General features: G+C 67.4%; 18 protein-coding genes. 12 read left to right on the top strand and 6 right to left on the bottom strand.

What is annotated here, in order from left to right; genetic code table 11:
* Positions 1 to 76 precede the first annotated feature (76 nt).
* The 5 genes from nirD (at position 77) to ybiB (ending at position 7,332) form a co-directional block, all read left to right on the top strand.
* On the top strand, positions 77 to 397 hold the full coding sequence (gene nirD / locus ACQ66H_RS09520) for a nitrite reductase small subunit NirD (RefSeq protein ID WP_304001226.1): 321 nt from the start codon (positions 77 to 79) through the stop codon (positions 395 to 397).
* A gap of 123 nt (positions 398 to 520) precedes the next feature.
* Positions 521 to 1,735 carry a nitrate/nitrite transporter gene (locus tag ACQ66H_RS09515; protein WP_430433813.1) on the top strand — a complete coding sequence of 405 codons (1,215 nt, stop codon included), beginning with the start codon at positions 521 to 523 and terminating at the stop codon, positions 1,733 to 1,735.
* Positions 1,736 to 1,748: 13 nt separating this feature from the next.
* On the top strand, positions 1,749 to 3,422 hold the full coding sequence (locus ACQ66H_RS09510; RefSeq protein WP_430433812.1) for a protein kinase domain-containing protein: 1,674 nt from the start codon (positions 1,749 to 1,751) through the stop codon (positions 3,420 to 3,422).
* A gap of 157 nt (positions 3,423 to 3,579) precedes the next feature.
* On the top strand, positions 3,580 to 6,309 hold the full coding sequence (locus ACQ66H_RS09505; protein WP_430433811.1) for a molybdopterin-dependent oxidoreductase: 2,730 nt from the start codon (positions 3,580 to 3,582) through the stop codon (positions 6,307 to 6,309).
* 33 nt (positions 6,310 to 6,342) lie between these two features.
* Positions 6,343 to 7,332 (top strand): DNA-binding protein YbiB, encoded by a 990-nt coding sequence (gene ybiB / locus ACQ66H_RS09500; protein WP_020164446.1) that lies wholly within the window; start codon positions 6,343 to 6,345, stop codon positions 7,330 to 7,332.
* A 44-nt stretch (positions 7,333 to 7,376) separates the two neighbouring features.
* Here ybiB and ACQ66H_RS09495 read toward each other — a convergent pair whose 3' ends face one another.
* From ACQ66H_RS09495 to ACQ66H_RS09480, 4 genes are all read right to left on the bottom strand, one after another.
* A complete protein-coding gene (locus ACQ66H_RS09495; RefSeq protein ID WP_430433810.1) occupies positions 7,377 to 8,231 on the bottom strand; it encodes a dienelactone hydrolase family protein in 855 nt (284 codons plus the stop codon).
* Positions 8,232 to 8,277: 46 nt separating this feature from the next.
* Positions 8,278 to 8,865: a hypothetical protein gene (locus ACQ66H_RS09490; RefSeq protein ID WP_430433809.1), complete on the bottom strand. Its 588-nt coding sequence runs from the start codon at positions 8,863 to 8,865 to the stop codon at positions 8,278 to 8,280.
* A gap of 31 nt (positions 8,866 to 8,896) precedes the next feature.
* Complete coding sequence (yaaA, locus tag ACQ66H_RS09485; RefSeq protein ID WP_430433808.1) at positions 8,897 to 9,670, bottom strand: peroxide stress protein YaaA; 774 nt, start codon at positions 9,668 to 9,670, stop codon at positions 8,897 to 8,899.
* Between the two features lie 203 nt (positions 9,671 to 9,873).
* Positions 9,874 to 10,152: an HU family DNA-binding protein gene (locus ACQ66H_RS09480; protein WP_019918484.1), complete on the bottom strand. Its 279-nt coding sequence runs from the start codon at positions 10,150 to 10,152 to the stop codon at positions 9,874 to 9,876.
* 220 nt (positions 10,153 to 10,372) lie between these two features.
* Here ACQ66H_RS09480 and ACQ66H_RS09475 point away from each other — a divergent pair, with 220 nt between their 5' ends.
* The 5 genes from ACQ66H_RS09475 (at position 10,373) to ACQ66H_RS09455 (ending at position 12,916) form a co-directional block, all read left to right on the top strand.
* Positions 10,373 to 10,981, top strand: a complete 609-nt coding sequence (locus tag ACQ66H_RS09475; RefSeq protein ID WP_430433807.1) for a septation protein A — start codon at positions 10,373 to 10,375, stop codon at positions 10,979 to 10,981.
* Positions 10,982 to 10,997: 16 nt separating this feature from the next.
* Positions 10,998 to 11,300 carry a YciI family protein gene (locus tag ACQ66H_RS09470; RefSeq protein WP_430433806.1) on the top strand — a complete coding sequence of 101 codons (303 nt, stop codon included), beginning with the start codon at positions 10,998 to 11,000 and terminating at the stop codon, positions 11,298 to 11,300.
* On the top strand, positions 11,297 to 11,581 hold the full coding sequence (locus ACQ66H_RS09465) for a BolA family protein (protein ID WP_304001207.1): 285 nt from the start codon (positions 11,297 to 11,299) through the stop codon (positions 11,579 to 11,581). Before ACQ66H_RS09470 ends, ACQ66H_RS09465 begins: the two co-directional genes overlap by 4 nt.
* Before the next feature lie 51 nt (positions 11,582 to 11,632).
* On the top strand, positions 11,633 to 12,457 hold the full coding sequence (locus tag ACQ66H_RS09460; RefSeq protein ID WP_020164439.1) for a peptidylprolyl isomerase: 825 nt from the start codon (positions 11,633 to 11,635) through the stop codon (positions 12,455 to 12,457).
* Positions 12,458 to 12,553: 96 nt separating this feature from the next.
* Positions 12,554 to 12,916 (top strand): hypothetical protein, encoded by a 363-nt coding sequence (locus tag ACQ66H_RS09455; protein ID WP_430433805.1) that lies wholly within the window; start codon positions 12,554 to 12,556, stop codon positions 12,914 to 12,916.
* 24 nt (positions 12,917 to 12,940) lie between these two features.
* Here ACQ66H_RS09455 and ACQ66H_RS09450 read toward each other — a convergent pair whose 3' ends face one another.
* The gene (locus ACQ66H_RS09450; protein WP_430433804.1) at positions 12,941 to 13,510 is read right to left on the bottom strand and encodes a flavodoxin family protein; all 570 of its coding nucleotides are present in this window, start codon (positions 13,508 to 13,510) and stop codon (positions 12,941 to 12,943) included.
* Positions 13,507 to 14,238, bottom strand: a complete 732-nt coding sequence (locus ACQ66H_RS09445) for a pirin family protein (RefSeq protein WP_430433803.1) — start codon at positions 14,236 to 14,238, stop codon at positions 13,507 to 13,509. The genes ACQ66H_RS09450 and ACQ66H_RS09445 overlap by 4 nt, the downstream gene beginning before the upstream one ends.
* Positions 14,239 to 14,332: 94 nt before the next feature.
* Between ACQ66H_RS09445 and ACQ66H_RS09440 the strand changes: the two genes are divergently transcribed.
* Both ACQ66H_RS09440 and ACQ66H_RS09435 read left to right on the top strand, forming a co-directional pair.
* Positions 14,333 to 15,304, top strand: coding sequence for a LysR family transcriptional regulator (locus ACQ66H_RS09440; protein WP_430433802.1), 972 nt, complete (start codon positions 14,333 to 14,335; stop codon positions 15,302 to 15,304).
* Positions 15,301 to 16,257 carry a CobW family GTP-binding protein gene (locus tag ACQ66H_RS09435; RefSeq protein WP_430433801.1) on the top strand — a complete coding sequence of 319 codons (957 nt, stop codon included), beginning with the start codon at positions 15,301 to 15,303 and terminating at the stop codon, positions 16,255 to 16,257. Before ACQ66H_RS09440 ends, ACQ66H_RS09435 begins: the two co-directional genes overlap by 4 nt.
* Positions 16,258 to 16,288: the final 31 nt, after the last annotated feature.

Genomic DNA, 16,288 nt, shown 5'->3' with positions numbered 1-16,288 from the left:
CCTGTTCCCTGGCCCCTAGCTCCTAGCCCCTGACCCCTGGCCCCCAGCCCCTCCAGATACCCATACAGGAATCCTCATGAGCACCGAAACCTCCACTTGGGCGCACGTCTGCGCACTCGAAGACATCCCCCTGCTCGGTTCGCGCGTAGTGAGCGCCGACGCCGGTGACATTGCCATCTTCCGTACCGATGGCGACCGCGTGTTCGCGGTGCATGACAAGTGCCCGCACAAGGGCGGCCCGCTGTCGCAGGGCATCGTGCATGGCGACACGGTCACCTGTCCGCTGCACAGCTGGAAGATCAAGCTCGAATCGGGCGAGGCGGTAGCGCCCGATGTCGGCTGCACGCGCGGCTTCGACGTGAAGGTCGAAAACGGCCAGGTACTGCTGAAGGCCTGAAGCCTTCGCCCGGCGGACACGGCACCCACCGGCCGCCGCAACTTCGTTCAACACAGATCCCGAAGAACGGCTGTACGCAACGTTGCGCGCAGGCCGGACTGATAACGGGGAGGTCATCCGCCGATGGACAGGAAAGCATTTCTCAAGGCCGGCCACACGCCCACGCTGTTTGCCGCCTTTCTCTACTTCGATCTCGCCTTCATGGTGTGGGTGCTGCTTGGCCCGCTCGGCGTGCAGATCGCCCAGGACCTGCAGCTCACGCACGCCCAGAAGGGCTTCATGGTGGCGGTGCCGGTGCTGGCCGGCGCGCTGCTGCGCATGCTGATGGGCGTACTGGTCGATCACCTGCAACCGAAGAAGGCCGGCGCCATCGGTCAGGTCATCGTCATCGCGGCGATGTTCGTCGCCTGGCAGTTCGGCATCCACAGCTACGAACAGGCGCTGCTGCTCGGCTGCTTCCTCGGCTTCGCCGGCGCCGCCTTCGCGGTCGCGCTGCCGCTGGCCTCGCGCTGGTATCCGCCGGAGCACCAGGGCACGGCGCTGGGCATCGCCGGCGCCGGCAACTCGGGCACCGCACTGGCCGCGCTGTTTGCACCGGGTCTGGCCGCGGCCTTCGGCTGGGTCAACGTGTTCGGCCTGGCGCTGATCCCACTGGTGGCCGTCTTCATCTTCTACCTGCTGGTGGCGAAAGACGCGCCCGAATGCCCGCCGCCGAAGACGCTGGCCGAATACCTGAAGGTGCTGAAGGACCGCGACGCATGGTGGTTCATGTTCTTCTACAGCGTCACCTTCGGCGGCTTCGTCGGTCTCGCCTCCTCGCTCACCATCTACTTCAACACCCAGTACGGGCTGGACGCGAAGATGGCCGGCTACTTCACCGCCGCCTGCGTGTTCGCCGGCTCACTGGTGCGGCCGATCGGCGGCAACCTGGCCGACCGCATCGGCGGCATCCGCACGCTGAGCATGATGTACGTGATCGCCGCCGCCTTCCTGTTCGGCGTCAGCTTCGGCCTGCCGCAGGCGTGGATGGCGGTGGTCGTATTCGTCGGTGCCATGCTGGCGCTGGGCATGGGCAACGGCGCGGTGTTCCAGCTGGTGCCGCAGCGCTTCCGTCGCGAGATTGGCGTGATGACCGGTCTGGTCGGCATGGCCGGCGGCATCGGCGGCTTCTACCTTGCGTCCTCGCTCGGTTACTCGCGCGAAGTCACCGGCAGCTACCAGACCGGTTTCGTCGTGTTCGCCGTGCTGGCGGTCGCCGCGCTGGTCGGCCTGACCCGCGTGAAGACGCGCTGGCGCACCACCTGGGGTGCGGCACACCTGACGTCGGCGCGCATCTGAGCAGGGCAGCCTCATGACGCTCGCAGTGTCCATCGGTCAGTGCTCGATCACCGGTCCGCGACCACGCAACGAGGACTTCGTCGGCGCGGTCACGCCGGTTGGCGAGACGCTGGACGCCAAGGGCGTGCTGCTGGCGGTGGCCGACGGTGTCGGCGGCCACGCCAAAGGACGCGAAGCGGCCGAGTTCACGGTGCGCGGGCTGCTCAACGACTATTACGCGACGCCCGACACCTGGCGCATCGCGCAGGCGATCGATCAGGTGCTGGGCGCGCTGAACCGCTGGCTGGTCGCGCATGCCGCGCGCACCCGCGAATCCGCCGGCATGGCCACCACGCTGTCAGCGCTGGTGCTGCGCGGCACCCGCTGGCACCTGGCCCACGTCGGCGATTCGCGCATCTACCTGTATCGCGACGGCAGTCTCACGCAGCTGACCGAAGACCACACCTGGGCCCACCCGGAACTGTCCAACGTGCTGCACCGCGCGGTCGGCCTCGATGCGCGCCTGGCGGTTGACCACGCCGACGGCGAGCTGGAAATCGGCGACACCTTCGTGCTGATGAGCGACGGTGTGTGGAACACGCTGCGCGACGACAGCATCGCCGCCGTGCTGGCGCGTGGCGGCGACGCCGAGTCGCTGGCGTTGACGCTGGTGCTGCAGGCCGAAGCGCGCGGCGCCAACGACAACTGCACCGCACTGGTCGCCCGCGTCAACGCGCTGCCGCAGGCCGCACTGCGCGACCGTCTCGCCGAGGCGGCCGGCCTGTCGCTGCCGCACCGGCTGACAATCGGCGAGGAACTGGACGGCCTGCGCGTCGAGGCGGTGCTGCACGAGTCGCGCGTCACCCTGCTCTACCGCGTCACCGATCTGGCCAGTGGCGAGGCGCGCGTGCTGAAAACGCTGCGCGAGGACGCCGACCCGGACGCCGTCGCTGCACTGGTGCACGAAGAATGGCTGGCACGTCGCGTGGTGTCGCCGCAGTTCCCGCAGGTGATCGGCCACCCGCGCAGCCGCCTCTATTACCTGATGAGCTGGCACGAAGGCGCCAGCCTGCGCGCGCGCCTCGATGCCGGCCATCACTTCAGTACCGAACAGGTGGTCAAGCTGGGCTGCAGCGTGCTGCGCGCGCTCGGCACGCTGCACCGTCTGGGCATCGTCCATCGCGACATCAAGCCGGACAACCTGCACCTCGACAGCCAGGGCATGCTGCGCGTACTCGATCTGGGCGTCGCCGCGTCCGACGGCGAGGACTTCAAGGAGATCAACAACCCGGGCACGCCCAGCTATATGGCCCCGGAGCTTTTCTCTGGCCAGACCGCCAGCGAATCGAGCGATCTGTTCGCGCTCGGCGTCACCCTCTACCAACTGCTGACCCGCCACTACCCGTGGGGCGAGATCGAGCCCTTCCAGCGTCCGCGCTTCGGCGAACCGGTGCCGCCCACACGCTATCGCCCCGACGTACCCGAGTGGCTCGAAGCGGTGCTGCTGAAAGCCATCGGCCGCAGCCCCGACGCGCGCTTCGAAACCGCCGAGGAGTTCCTGCTCGCACTCGAACGCGGCGCCCACCGCCCGCTCGCGCTGCCGCGCCGCGCACCGCTGGTCGAGCGCATGTCGGTGCGCCTGCTGCGCGTGCTGCTGGTGGTGTCGCTGCTGTTCAACATCCTGCTGCTGTGCGCGCTGCTGCGCTGAGGATGCCCCGCCCCGACAGCGCACCAGTCGCATGCATTCACAGGTCATTGCGCCCCGGCGCGGAGCGCCGACAGCCCGAACCGCACCGGTTCGCACGCGAATCGCCCCTCAGTGACGTGGCATACCCCTTGCTAAAAGTCTCGCGGAGACACACAACATGACCCAGAGCCAACACGAAACCCGCTCGACCTGCTGCTACTGCGGTGTCGGGTGCGGCGTGATCATCGAACACGACGGCAGCCGCATCACCGGCGTAAAGGGCGACCCCGACCACCCGGCCAACTTCGGCCGTCTGTGCACCAAGGGTTCGACCCTGCACCTGAGCGCCCGCCCGGACACGCGCGCGCTCCACCCCGAGCTGCGCACCGCGCGCGACCTGCCGCGCAGCCGCACGAGCTGGGACGCCGCGCTGGCGCACGCCGCCGACCGCTTCGCCGCCATCATCGACGAGCACGGTCCGGACGCGGTCGCCTTCTACATTTCCGGCCAGCTGCTGACCGAGGACTACTACGTCTTCAACAAGCTTGCCAAAGGGCTGATCGGCACCAATAACGTCAACACCAATTCGCGACTCTGCATGAGTTCGGCGGTGTCCGCCTACAAGCAGACGCTGGGGGCCGACGCCCCGCCTTGCAGCTACGAAGACATCGACCACACCGACTGCCTGCTGATCGCCGGCGGCAACCCGGCCTACGCTCACCCCATCGTCTATCGCCGCATCGAAGACGCGCGCCGTGCCAATCCGGCGATGAAGATGATCGTCGTCAACCCGCGCCGTACCGATACCGCCTCCGACGCCGACCTGCACCTGCCGCTGCTGCCGGGCACCGACATCTGGCTGTACAACGCGATGCTGCACGTGCTGCTGTGGGAAGGTCACGCCGACGACACGTTCATCGCCGCGCACACCGAAGGCTTCGCCGAGTTGCGCAAGCACGTGCGCGACATCACACCGGCGGTCGCGGCCGAGGTGTGCGGCCTGCGCGCCGAGGACATCGTCACCGCCGCCAAGTGGTTCGGCGAATCGAAGGCTGCAATGTCGATGTGGTGTCAGGGCCTGAACCAGTCGCATCACGGCACGCATAACGGCACGGCGCTGATCGCGCTGCACCTGGCCACCGGCCAGATCGGTCGCCCCGGCGCCGGCCCGTTCTCGCTGACCGGCCAGCCCAATGCGATGGGCGGTCGCGAAGTGGGCGGCATGGCCAACCTGCTGTCGGCCCACCGCGACATGGCCAACGCCGAACACCGCGCCGAAGTGGCCGCGCTGTGGGGCCTGCCGGACGTGCCGTCGCAACCCGGGCTGACCGCGGTCGAGCTGTTCGATGCGGTGCGCGACGGCAAGGTGAAGGCGGTGTGGATCGCCTGTACCAACCCGGCGCACTCGATGCCGGATCAGACGCGCATCATCGAAGCGCTGAAAGCGGCTGAATTCGTCGTCGTGCAGGACGCCTACCGCGGCACCGAAAGCGCCGCCTTCGCCGACCTGCTGCTACCCGCCACCACCTGGGGCGAGAAAGAAGGCACGGTCACCAATTCCGAGCGGCGCATCACGCACGTCCATGCGGCGCTGCCTGCCGCCGGCGAGGCACGCGCCGACTGGGTGATCGCGCGCGACTTCGCACGCGCGCTCGGCGCCCGCCTGGGCCGCGACGCAGACGCGCTCTTCCCCTACGAAACAGCCGAGCAGGTCTTTGCCGAACACGTCGAGAGCACGCGCGGTCGCGACCTCGACATCACGGGCCTGTCCTATGCGGTGCTCGACCGCCTCGGTCCGCAGCAATGGCCCTTCCCGGCCGGCGCCGAAGGCGGTACCGCCACCCTTTACACCGATCGCCGCTTCGCCACCGCAAACGGTCGCGCCCGCTTCGTCGTGCCATCGGCCGCGACCACCGCCGAGAAGATCGACGCCCGCTACCCGCTGCACCTGAATACCGGCCGTCTGCGCGATCAGTGGCACTGCATGAGCCGCACCGGCCAGGTGGCGCGCCTGTACAGCCACGTTGACGAACCGCGAGTCGAGGTGCATGCCGACGACCTGGCCCGACGAGGACTGAAGGACGGCGATCTGGTGCGCATCAAGAGCCGCCGAGGCGAAATCGTGCTGCGTGCATACGCGAGCAACGCCCAGCGCCCGGGCAGCACCTTCGTCGCCATGCACTGGGGTCGCAACGCGCTGTCGAACAGCGGTGCCAATGCGCTCACCGCCGGTCGCGTCAACCCGTACTCGAAACAGCCGGAACTGAAGCACGCGGCGGTGCAGATGAGCCGCGCCGACCTGCCCTTCCAGGCGCTGCTCCTGCGTACCGAGGTCAGCGACGACGCGGCACAGCAGCTCACGCTGACGCGGATGGAAGCGCTCGCCCCACTGCTCGCCCGCTTCGCCTACGCCTCGCTGTCGATGGCCGGACGCGACCGCCCGGCGCTGGTGCTGCGCATCGCGCACGACCAACCGATTCCCGAAGACTGGCTGGCCGAACTCGACCGCCTGTGCGGCCTCGACCACCCGGCCTGTCTGGCCTACCGCGACGCGCGGCGCGACATCACCAAACGTGCGCTGATCGAGGACGGCCTGCTGACCGGCATCCGCCTGACCGGCGAAACCGCGGCCGCCGCCTGGCTGCGCGAGGTGATGGTCGAGCGCCAGCCGACGGCGGAACTGCGGCGCTGGCTGTTCGCACCGCTGGCGACGCCACCGGTCGCGGCAAAGAGCCGCGGCCGCATCGTCTGCAACTGCCTCGATGTTGCGGAACCCGACATCGTCGAAGCGATCGCAGGCGGAGCGGACCTCGACACCCTGCAGGCGACGCTGCGTTGCGGCACCTCCTGCGGCTCCTGCGTACCCGAACTGAAACGCATGCTCGACGCCCGACGGCAGGCGGCATGACAAGAAACTGAACTGGATGGAGCGCCGTACGCGATGCTGAGCCCACAGAGCCTGACTGAAATGCTGTCCGCGATCGGACGCGGCGACGACGCGCGTGACCTCGCCGAGACCGAGGCGCACGGCCTGTTCGCCGACATGCTGGATGGCCGCATACCGGCGCTCGAACTGGGTGCGGTGCTGGCCAGTCTGCGCTGGAAGCACGAGTCGGCGGACGAGCTCGCCGGCTTTGCACGCGCACTGAACGAGCGCGTTCCGACGCTGGAGCTGCCGCCGCATCTGCCGCGCATGGTGGTCATTCCGAGCTACGCCCGGGCCGGCCGCGCGCCCAACCTGATGCCGCTGCTGGCGCTGATGCTGGCGCGGCTGGACGTGCCGGTGCTGGTGCATGGTCTGAGCGGCGGCAATGCGCGGCCCGGCAGTCTCGACGTTCTGGAGCGACTGGGCCATCTGCCGTGCAGCACAGTGGCCGAAGCGCTGAACACGCTGCACGCCGGGCACTGCGCCATCCTGCCAACCGAAGTGTTGAACCCGTCGCTGGACAGCCTGATCCGGCTGCGCGAGCGCATGGGCCACCGCAATACCGCGCACGTCGTCGCCAAGCTGCTCGATCCGGCGCCGCTGCACAGCCTGCGCGTCATCTGCGTTGCCGACGCGCAGCTGCTGTCACGGCTGCACGACATGTTCCTGCGCACGCCGGAGCGCGCGCTGCTGATGCGCGCGCCCGACGACGACTCGTTCGCCGACCCGCTGCGCCGGCCGCGCATCGAACTGTTCGAGCGCGGCAGCGCGCGCATGCTGTTCGAGGCGGAAAGCGGCGCACTGCCGCTGACCAATCCACTGCCGCCGGGCGAGGATATCGACGGCACCGCCGACTGCATACGGGACATGCTCGAAGGTCATCGCGCAATTCCGCAGCCGCTGCTGAACCAGCTTGCCGCCTGCCTGTTCGGCAGCGGCGCGGCACGCGACCTCACGCACGCCAAGGCCACCGTGTCGCTCGGCCTCGCACACACCGCGCACTGAGGCCTGCACGAACGGACGCAGACGCCCTGCGCGGGCGCGTGCGCTTACGGGCCGTTGGCCGCCATCCAGGCGAGACAGCGCTTCCAGGCATCTGCCGCGTCGCCGGCCCGGTAGCTCGGGCGGTAGTCGGCGTGGAAGGCGTGCGGTGCGTCCGGGTAGAGCACGATGTCCGACTTGCGCGCCGCGGCAGACGTCAACTTCTTCAGCGCCGCGCGCATGGCGTTGACATCGCTGTTCGGAATGCCCTGGTCCTGACCACCGTAGAGCCCGAGCACCGGCGCGTGAATGCTGTCGACCACGTCGAGCGGATGCAGCGGTGTCAGTTCGCTCGGCACGCCATCGAGGCGTCCGTACCAGGCGACGCCGGAACGCAGCGCCGGCTGATGCGACGCGTAGAGCCAGGTGACGCGCCCGCCCCAGCAGAAGCCGGTCGCGTGCAGGCGCTTCACGTCGCCGCCCTGCTCGCGGGCCCACTCGACGCAGGCATCCATGTCGGCCATCACCTGAGCGTCAGCCACCTTCGACACGACGCGCTCGATGATTTCCTGCACGCTGCCGATCGCCGCCGGATCGCCGTGACGGAAGAACATTTCGGGCGCGACGGCCAGATAGCCTTCGTGTGCGAAGCGACGGCAGACGTCGCGGATATGCTCATGCACACCGAAGATTTCCGACACCACCAGCACCACTGGCGGCTTGCCCGGCTTGTCCGGCCGCGCGCTGAACAGTGGCAGCGCGCGGCCGTCGCTGGCGCGTGTTGACGACATGCCGGTCACCAGACCGCTGTCCGGCGTCGTGATCACCTGCTGCGCGATGACCGGTTGCACCGCGATGGCAAAGCCGGCTGCGCCGGCTCCAAGCAGGAAATCACGCCGGTGGGGATTGTCGGGCTGGGTCACGTCGGCACTCCTCTTGCGGTTCGAAAAGGGTTCAGCTTTCGAGGGTTCAGCGTTCGATGAAGCGCGGTTCAGGCGCCGGCGCCTCGTGTGCGTAGGCGTCGAGCTGGCGCGCCAGTTCGACGCGTCCGGCGGCGGCCGCCTGCGGCACGTAATTGCGGAACAGCTCCGCCACGGCGGCGCGCTCCCCACCCTGGAACTTGTCGGCCATCGGCATCAGCCGCTCGATCGCCTGCAGCCCCTCCGGCCACTTGCCCTGCGCCGCCAACGCGATCGACAGCTCGGCCAGGCGGCGCGCCAGCGGCAGATCAGGTGTGCTGCCTGCGCGCTGTTCTTCGAGTGCCAGCGTCTCGCGCAGCAGTTCCTCGGCGCCTTCCCAGTTGCCCAGCATGCGCTTGAGCTGCGCGTAGTTATATATGCGCTGCGAGCGCGCCTCGGCCGGCACGTTCTTGAAATCCGGATGGACCAGCGCCTTGTAGCACAGCTCGTCGGCCAGGCCGATGTTGTTGTCGGCCCGGGCGGCCAGGCATTCGCGGAACAGTCGGTCCGACGCGTTCTCCTGTGCCTGCGCGCCTCCAGCACAGGCCAGTGCGACGGCCAGCGCAAGCGCGCCACGGACGATGCGGAACTGCTTCATGGCTTGCTTCTCCTCGGTGTAGTTATGTGTCTCAGTCGAGACGTCTTCTGAATATCCACTCGGTGGCCGTCGAAGCCGCGGCGTCGAGCGCATAGCCCTCGACCGCGAAATCGCGCAGCGCGTCGGCATCGTCGATCCGCTTCTCCGCCGCATAGCGTGCCATCAAGCCGCGTGCGCGTTTGGCGAAGAAACTGATCACCTTGTAGTTGCCGCCCTTCCAGTCCTGGAACACGGGCTGGATCACCTGCGCCTTTAGTACCTTGCGTCGCACGGACTTGAAGTACTCATCGCTGGCGAGGTTGACCAGCACCGGGTGCGCATCGTTCTCGAACAGTGCATTGAGCGCCTGCGCGGGCAGATCGCCCCAGAACGCATACAGATCCTTGCCGCGCACGTTCGGCAGCCGGGTGCCCATTTCGAGCCGGTAAGGCAGCATCAGGTCGAGCGGTCGCAGCACGCCGTACAGGCCGGACAGGATGCGCACGTGCTGCTGCAGCCAGTCCAGCGCAGCGGGCGGCAGAGTCGGTGCATCGAGGCCCTCGTAGACATCGCCGTTAAAGGCGAGCACCGCCTGACGTCCCTGCGGCGCCGTGTAGTCGCGCGTCCAGTCGGCGTAGCGGGCGACATTGAGCGCCGCCAGCGGGTCGGAGATCGACATCAGCGACGCGATGTCCGCCGGGCTCTTGCGGCGCAGGATGTCTATCAGTTCGGCGGAGTGGTCGAGGAAATCCGGGCGGGTGGACTTTTTCGTGGCGAGCGGCGATTCGTAGTCGAGTGACTTGGCGGGCGACAGGACGATGATCATGGGGCTGGCTTGGCGAGCGATGAGACGTGGTGCGCGGATGGTAACGTGAGCCGACGGCGCTGCGCAGCAGCTTGCGGACGCACAAAAAGAAAACGGGAGTGTCGTCACTCGACACTCCCGCTTTCCCTGGCCGCGCCGGCGCATGCACCACCGTCACGCCATCCGCAGGCCCGCTACGCAGGCCTGCGAAACGAATCCGTTGCTTACTTCTTGTTGATCGACTTCTTCAGCGCTGCGCCTGCAGTGAACTTGGCAGTCTTGGCGGCCGGGATCTTGATCGTTGCGCCGGTGCGCGGATTGCGGCCGGTACGGGCAGCGCGCTTGCCGGTGGCGAAGGTACCGAAGCCCACGAGCGTGACCTTGCCGCCCTTCTTCAGTTCGGTGGTGACGGACTCGAGGAAACCATCGAGCATGCGGCCGGCGGCGGCCTTGGAAACATCGGCTTTCTTGGCGAGTGCTTCGATCAGTTCTGCTTTGTTCATCTAAGTCTCCTACTTGGTTGTACGCAAGGGCGCGCGGGAAAACCTGACGGGATGATAGTGAGGCCGGGCGCGCTTCACAAGCGGGTATGCGGACTTTCTTCATGAATTCTCGCGCCCTCCCGCAACATTTTCATCGCCAAGCCAGTTCCATGCCGGATTTCGGTGTTACCGGATGTGTGTGTTGGACACTGTTGCGAACGACCGGGCATAATCCGCGACCATGAAATTCCTGTTCGACCTGCTGCCGGTCCTGCTTTTCTTCGCAGCCTACAAGTTCGCCGGCGCGTCGCCCGAGGCCTCGCATGCGCTGGCAACCCAGCTGCTGGGTCAGGGCATCGTCGCCAGCCAGGCCCCCATACTGATCGCCACCGGCGTGGCCATCGTCGCGACGATAGGTCAGGTACTGTGGCTGATGGCGCGTGGCCGCAAGGTTCACACGATGCTGTGGGTGAGCCTGGCCATCATCGTCGTGTTCGGCGGCGCCACGCTGTTCTTCCACGACGCGACCTTCATCAAGTGGAAGCCGACCGTGCTCTACTGGCTGTTCGCGCTGACGCTGACGGTTTCTGTTCTCTTCCTCAAGCGCAATCTGATCCGCGCACTGATGCAGGAACAGGTGGAACTGCCCGAACCCGTATGGTCGCGGCTCAACGCGTCGTGGATCGCCTTCTTCACGGTGATGGGTGTACTCAACCTCTACGTGGCCTACAGCTACAGCGAGGAAGCGTGGGTGAACTTCAAGCTGTACGGCGGCATGGGTCTGATGTTCCTGTTCGTGCTCGCGCAAGGCTTCATGCTGTCGCGTCACATCGAAGAAAAGAATTCCTGATCCAATAGAGGACTGCATGTACTACGCATTGATGGGCGAAGACGTCCCCAACAGTCTCGATAAGCGGATGGCGGCCCGACCCGGTCACCTGGCCCGGCTGCAGGCGCTGCAGGACGAAGGCCGGCTGCTGATCGCCGGCCCGCTGCCTGCCGTTGACGCCGTCGATCCGGGTGCTGCCGGTTACACCGGCAGCCTCATCGTCGCCGAGTTCGAATCGCTGGAAGCGGCGCAGGAGTGGGCGCAAGAAGACCCCTACACCGTCGAGGGCGTGTTCGCCCGCATGACCGTGAAGCCCTTCCGCAAGGTGTTCCCGGCGTGAGCGACGCCGCTGCACTCGAAGCGACGATACGCGAGCGCCTCGCAACGCTTGCGCCATCGGCGCTCGAACTGATCGACGAGTCGCACCTGCACGCCGGTCACGCCGGCGCGCGTTCGGGCGGCCGGCACTATCGTCTGTCCATCGTGTCCGAGCAGTTCGACGGTCGGCGCACGATGGAACGTCACCGCATCATCTACGCTGCACTGGGCGACCTGATGCAGCGCGACATCCACGCCCTGTCCATCGTCGCACGCGCACCCGGCGAAAACGCCGCGCCGTGACGGACAGGCACAACGCAATCCGCAACCGGATTCCACCCGAAAGGTAAATCGATGAAACACACGCTTTCCGTCCTGACCCTCGCCGTGATGACCGCATTCGCCGCACCCGCCATGGCGCAGAAGGCCAAGGAGAAGGCTGCAGCGCCCGCCGCCGCGCCGGCCGAAGGCGTGCTCGCTACGGTCAATGGCAAGGCGATCCCGCAGGGCCGCGCCGACATCATGATCCGCAACCAGGTGGCCCAGGGCCAGCAGGACGGCGACCAGCTGCGCAACGCCGTGCGCGAGGAACTGATCCGCCGCGAAGTGCTGACCCAGGCCGCTGCCGCCAAGGGCATGGACAAGAACGCCGCGCTGATGCACCAGGCCGAACTGGCCAAGCAGGCGGTGCTGATCCAGGCCTACCTGCAGGATTACGTGCGCAGCCACCCGGTCACCGAAGACACGATCAAGGCCGAGTACGAGAAGATCAAGACCGGTCTGGGCAACAAGGAATACAAGGCGCGCCACATCCTGGTGAAGACCGAGGACAAGGCGAAGGAAATCATCGGCAAGCTGCAGGCCGGCGAGAAGTTCGAGGACCTGGCCAAGGATTCCGAAGATCCGGGCTCGAAGGACCGCGGCGGCGACCTCGGCTGGAGCGCGCCGGCGCAGTACGTGAAACCCTTCTCGGAAGCGCTGGTCAAGCTCGAGAAGGGCAAGTTCACGCCGCAACCGGTGCGCAGCGACTTCGGCTACCACATCATCAAGCTGGAAGACGTGCGCGACCTGAAGCTGCCGTCCTATGATGAAGCAAAGCCGCAGATCGCCCAGCGTCTGGAGCAGCAGACCATCGCCGCCCACGTGAACGAACTGCGTCAGAAGGCCGCGATCAAGTAATCACCCGGCGCCGCCCGCCTCATGGCGCGTCGCCTCAACCCCGCGTTCACCCGGCCGTAAAAACGGTCGGATGGACCGAGGACGGAAGGACGCGACATGGGACAGCACGCACCCGAGCAGGGCCTGGAACCGGCGCACGAGCCGGAGTCGATGCTGCGCCTGTGGTGGCGCTTCATCTGGCCCTTCCTCTACTTCCGCGACTGTACGCGCGGCTCCTCGATGGAGCGCGTGCAGAGCTACCGTCACAATCGCTCGATGCGGCGCCACCTGCCGGGCTTCATCGTCAAGTGGCTGCTGTTCACGGCCTTCTGGTTTGCCTTCGGCATGATGTTCGACGAGTTCGCCGGCCTGGTGATTCCGGCCGCGTGCTGCTTCGTCACTGGCACCTGGACCGGCATCGTCGCCATCGTTCTCGCCGTGGCGTGGACCTGGCTGGAGCGCTTCCCCGAACTGTACTGATCGCCGGGGAAACGCTCCGTCCGCTCAACGTGCGGCCAGTCGTGCCGCCTGCTGCGCGATGCGCGCACCGAACAGGCGCGCCGTCTTCAGATCGCCTTCGACCATTTCATCGACTGACGCATCCGACGGCGTAGCCGCCATCGCACCGGCGAAGGACGCCACGTAGTTGATGTCCTCGCGCGTCGCCGCCTTGCTGTTACTCGGCATCAGGCCGGTACCGACCCACAGCATGCTGTGCTGCATCGCCAGCGTCATGAAGTAGTGCAGCGTCGAGTGCTTGTCGCCGTTCATCGAGGCCGAGTTGGTGAAGCCTGCCGCCAGCTTGTCCTTCCACTGCTGCGTGAACCACGGCTTCGAGGTCGCGTCGGCGAATTTCTTGAACTGCCACGACACGGTGCCCATATAGGTCGGGCTGCCGAACACGATGGCGTCCGCCGCCTGCAGCGTCGCCCAGGCCGACTCCGGCACATTGCCTTCGGCGTCAATTTCGATCTGCTGCACCTGCGCACTTTCGGCCGCGCCGTCGGCGACCGCTTGCGCCATGCGGCGGGTGTGGCCGTAGCCGCTGTGATAAACGATGGCAACCTGCGTCATGCTGTTCTCCCTTCAGTAGTGGAATGACTGCCCAGATCGAACAGCAGCGCGTGTGCGCCACGCCCCTGTTCGAGTACAACTTCGTCTTCATGCTCGATGCGCAGCGCATCGCCGCTTTCCAGGCGCTGGCCGTTCACCGTCAGTTCGCCGTCGATCAGGTGCACATAGGCCTTGCGGCCGGCGGCGAGGGGGTGGGTGAGCGGCGCGTGACCGCTGTCGAGGCGGCTCGCGTACAGCGCAACGTCGGCGTGGATGGTGAGCGCGCCGTCGCGCCCCTCCGCATTCACAAGCGGCAGCAGACGGCCCTGCCGCGCGCTGTCGGCGAAATGCTGCTGCACGTAGCCGGGGGCGATGCCACGCGATTCCGGCAGCAGCCAGATCTGCAGCATGCGCACCGGTGTCGTCGCGGCGTGGTTGAACTCGCTGTGCTTGACGCCAGTGCCGGCGCTCATGCGCTGCACGTCGCCAGCGCGCAGCACGCCGGTATTGCCGAGTGAATCGCGGTGCGTCAGTTCGCCAGCGAGCACCACGGTGACGATTTCCATGTCGCGGTGCGGATGGGTGCCGAAGCCGCCTGACGGCTCTATCGTGTCTTCCATCAGCGCGCGCAGCGTGCCGAAACCCATGTGTGCCGGGTCGTAGTAGTCGGCGAAGGAAAAGCTGAAATGCGACTGCCCCCAGCCGTGGTCGTCGAAACCGCGTTCGGAAGATTTGCGCAGACTGATCATTGCCCATCTCCTTGATGTGTTGGTTGATGGCTGAATTGTGGCGACGGGCGGATCGACGATGGCGGCACGTCGCTGATATCATCATTCAAATTATTTGAACGAGCACATCGCCCCCACCGTGTCCGAACGCGACCATCCGCTGACGCCCGAAGCGATCCGTCTGATCGCCACCATCGACGAAGCCGGCAGCTTCGCCGCCGCCGCACGCGTGCTCGGCAAGGTGCCGTCGGCACTGAGCTACAGCGTGCGCCAGCTCGAAGACGCGCTCGACGTGCTGCTGTTCGACCGCGCCAGCCGCACTGCGGTGCTGACGCCGGCCGGCCGCGAACTGCTGGTCGAGGGCCGTCGCCTGCTGCTTGAAATGGACGCCGTCGCCAGCCGCGTCAAGCGCGTCGCCAGCGGCTGGGAAGGCCAGCTGGCGATCGCCGCCAACGCACTGCTGTGCCCGCATACGCTGCTCGATCTTGTCGACGGCTTCTACGCCCAGCGCGACACCGCGCGCCTGCCGCCGCCGACGCGCATCCGTCTGCGCCAGGAGGTGCTGTCCGGCACCTGGGAAGCGCTGCTGTCCGGTGCCGCCGACCTCGCCATCGGCGTTGACGCCGACGACACGCGGGTCAGCGGCGTGCAGGTCGAGGCGCTCGGCGACATCCCCTTCGTGTTCGTCGTGGCGCCGCATCACCCGCTGGCGCGCGTCGCCGAACCGCTGGACCCGGCGATGATCCGCATGCACCGCGCGGTCGCCATCGCCGACAGCGCGATGAAGCTGTCGCCGGTGTCGCGCAATCTGCTGCCCGGGCAGGACGTGCTCACGGTGCCAACGCTGGACATGAAGATAGATGCGCAGCTGCGCGGCCTCGGCTGCGGCTTCCTGCCAGAGGCGCGCGTGCGCGCCCACATCGAGGCCGGACGGCTGGTCGAAAAGGCGACCGGCGAGGACAAAGTCGCCCGCTTCACCATCGCCTGGCGCAGCGCCGGACAGCGCGGGCGCGCGCTCGACTGGTGGCTGCAGCAACTGGCCAGCCCGCGCACCCGCCGCGCCCTGCTCGAAGGCGTGCCGGCATGAGCGCGCAACGCCTGCCGGTGGTGCTGCTGACCGGCTTTCTTGGCGCCGGCAAGACCACGCTGCTGAACCGCCTGCTTGCGCGTGCCGACATGGCCGACACGCTGGTCATCGTGAACGAGTTCGGCGAGGCCTCGCTCGATCACCGGCTGGTCACGCACACCGCCGACCAGACCGTGGTCGAACTGGCCAGCGGCTGCGTCTGCTGCACGCTGCGCGGCGACCTCGCGCAGACCTTGCGCGACGCACACTGGCGCTTCGCCCGCGCCGGTCGTCGTCAGTTCGAGCGCATCGTGATCGAAACCACCGGGCTGGCCGACCCGGCGCCGGTGCTGCGCACGCTGGCGGCCGATGCGCGCGTGGTCGAGCGCTACCGGCTGAGTTGCACGCTTACCGTGGTCGATGCCACGCACGCCGCGGCGACGCTGGCCATGCGGCCGGAAGCGGTGCGCCAGGTCGCCGCCGCCGACCGCCTGCTGATCAGCAAAACCGACCTCGCCGACGCCGCTGCGATCGCCACGCTGCGGCAGACGCTGGCCGCGCTGAACCCGTTCGCGCCGCAGCTCGACCTGCAGACCGCCAGCCTCGGACCAGCGCTGTTCGACCCGCCCGCCGTCATGCGCTATCGCGCCGCGCCACCGACCATCGCCGCGCCGCACGCCGTGCGGGCCGACAGCACCCTGATCGAACAGCCGCTGCAGCGCGCGCAGATCGACGCCTGGCTCGCCGCATGGCCGGACATCGCCGGCCCCGGTCTGTTGCGCATGAAGGCCCTGTTCGACGTCGCCGGCGAATCGCGCCCGCTGGTCGTGCAGGGCGTGCAGCACGCGCTCTATCCGCCGACACTCCTGCCCGCCTGGCCCGACGCCGCGCGCGGCTCGACCGTCGTGTGCATCACCCAGGGCATAGCCGACACGCGTCTGCAGGCCTGGCTGTCCGCGCTTCATCACGATTGAACCCGCGCGCCGTCGCTTCGCTCACAATGCA

The organism is Methyloversatilis sp., from assembly GCF_965284615.1.
Taxonomy (GTDB): domain Bacteria; phylum Pseudomonadota; class Gammaproteobacteria; order Burkholderiales; family Rhodocyclaceae; genus Methyloversatilis.
This window is presented reverse-complemented; position numbering and strand designations above follow the sequence as displayed.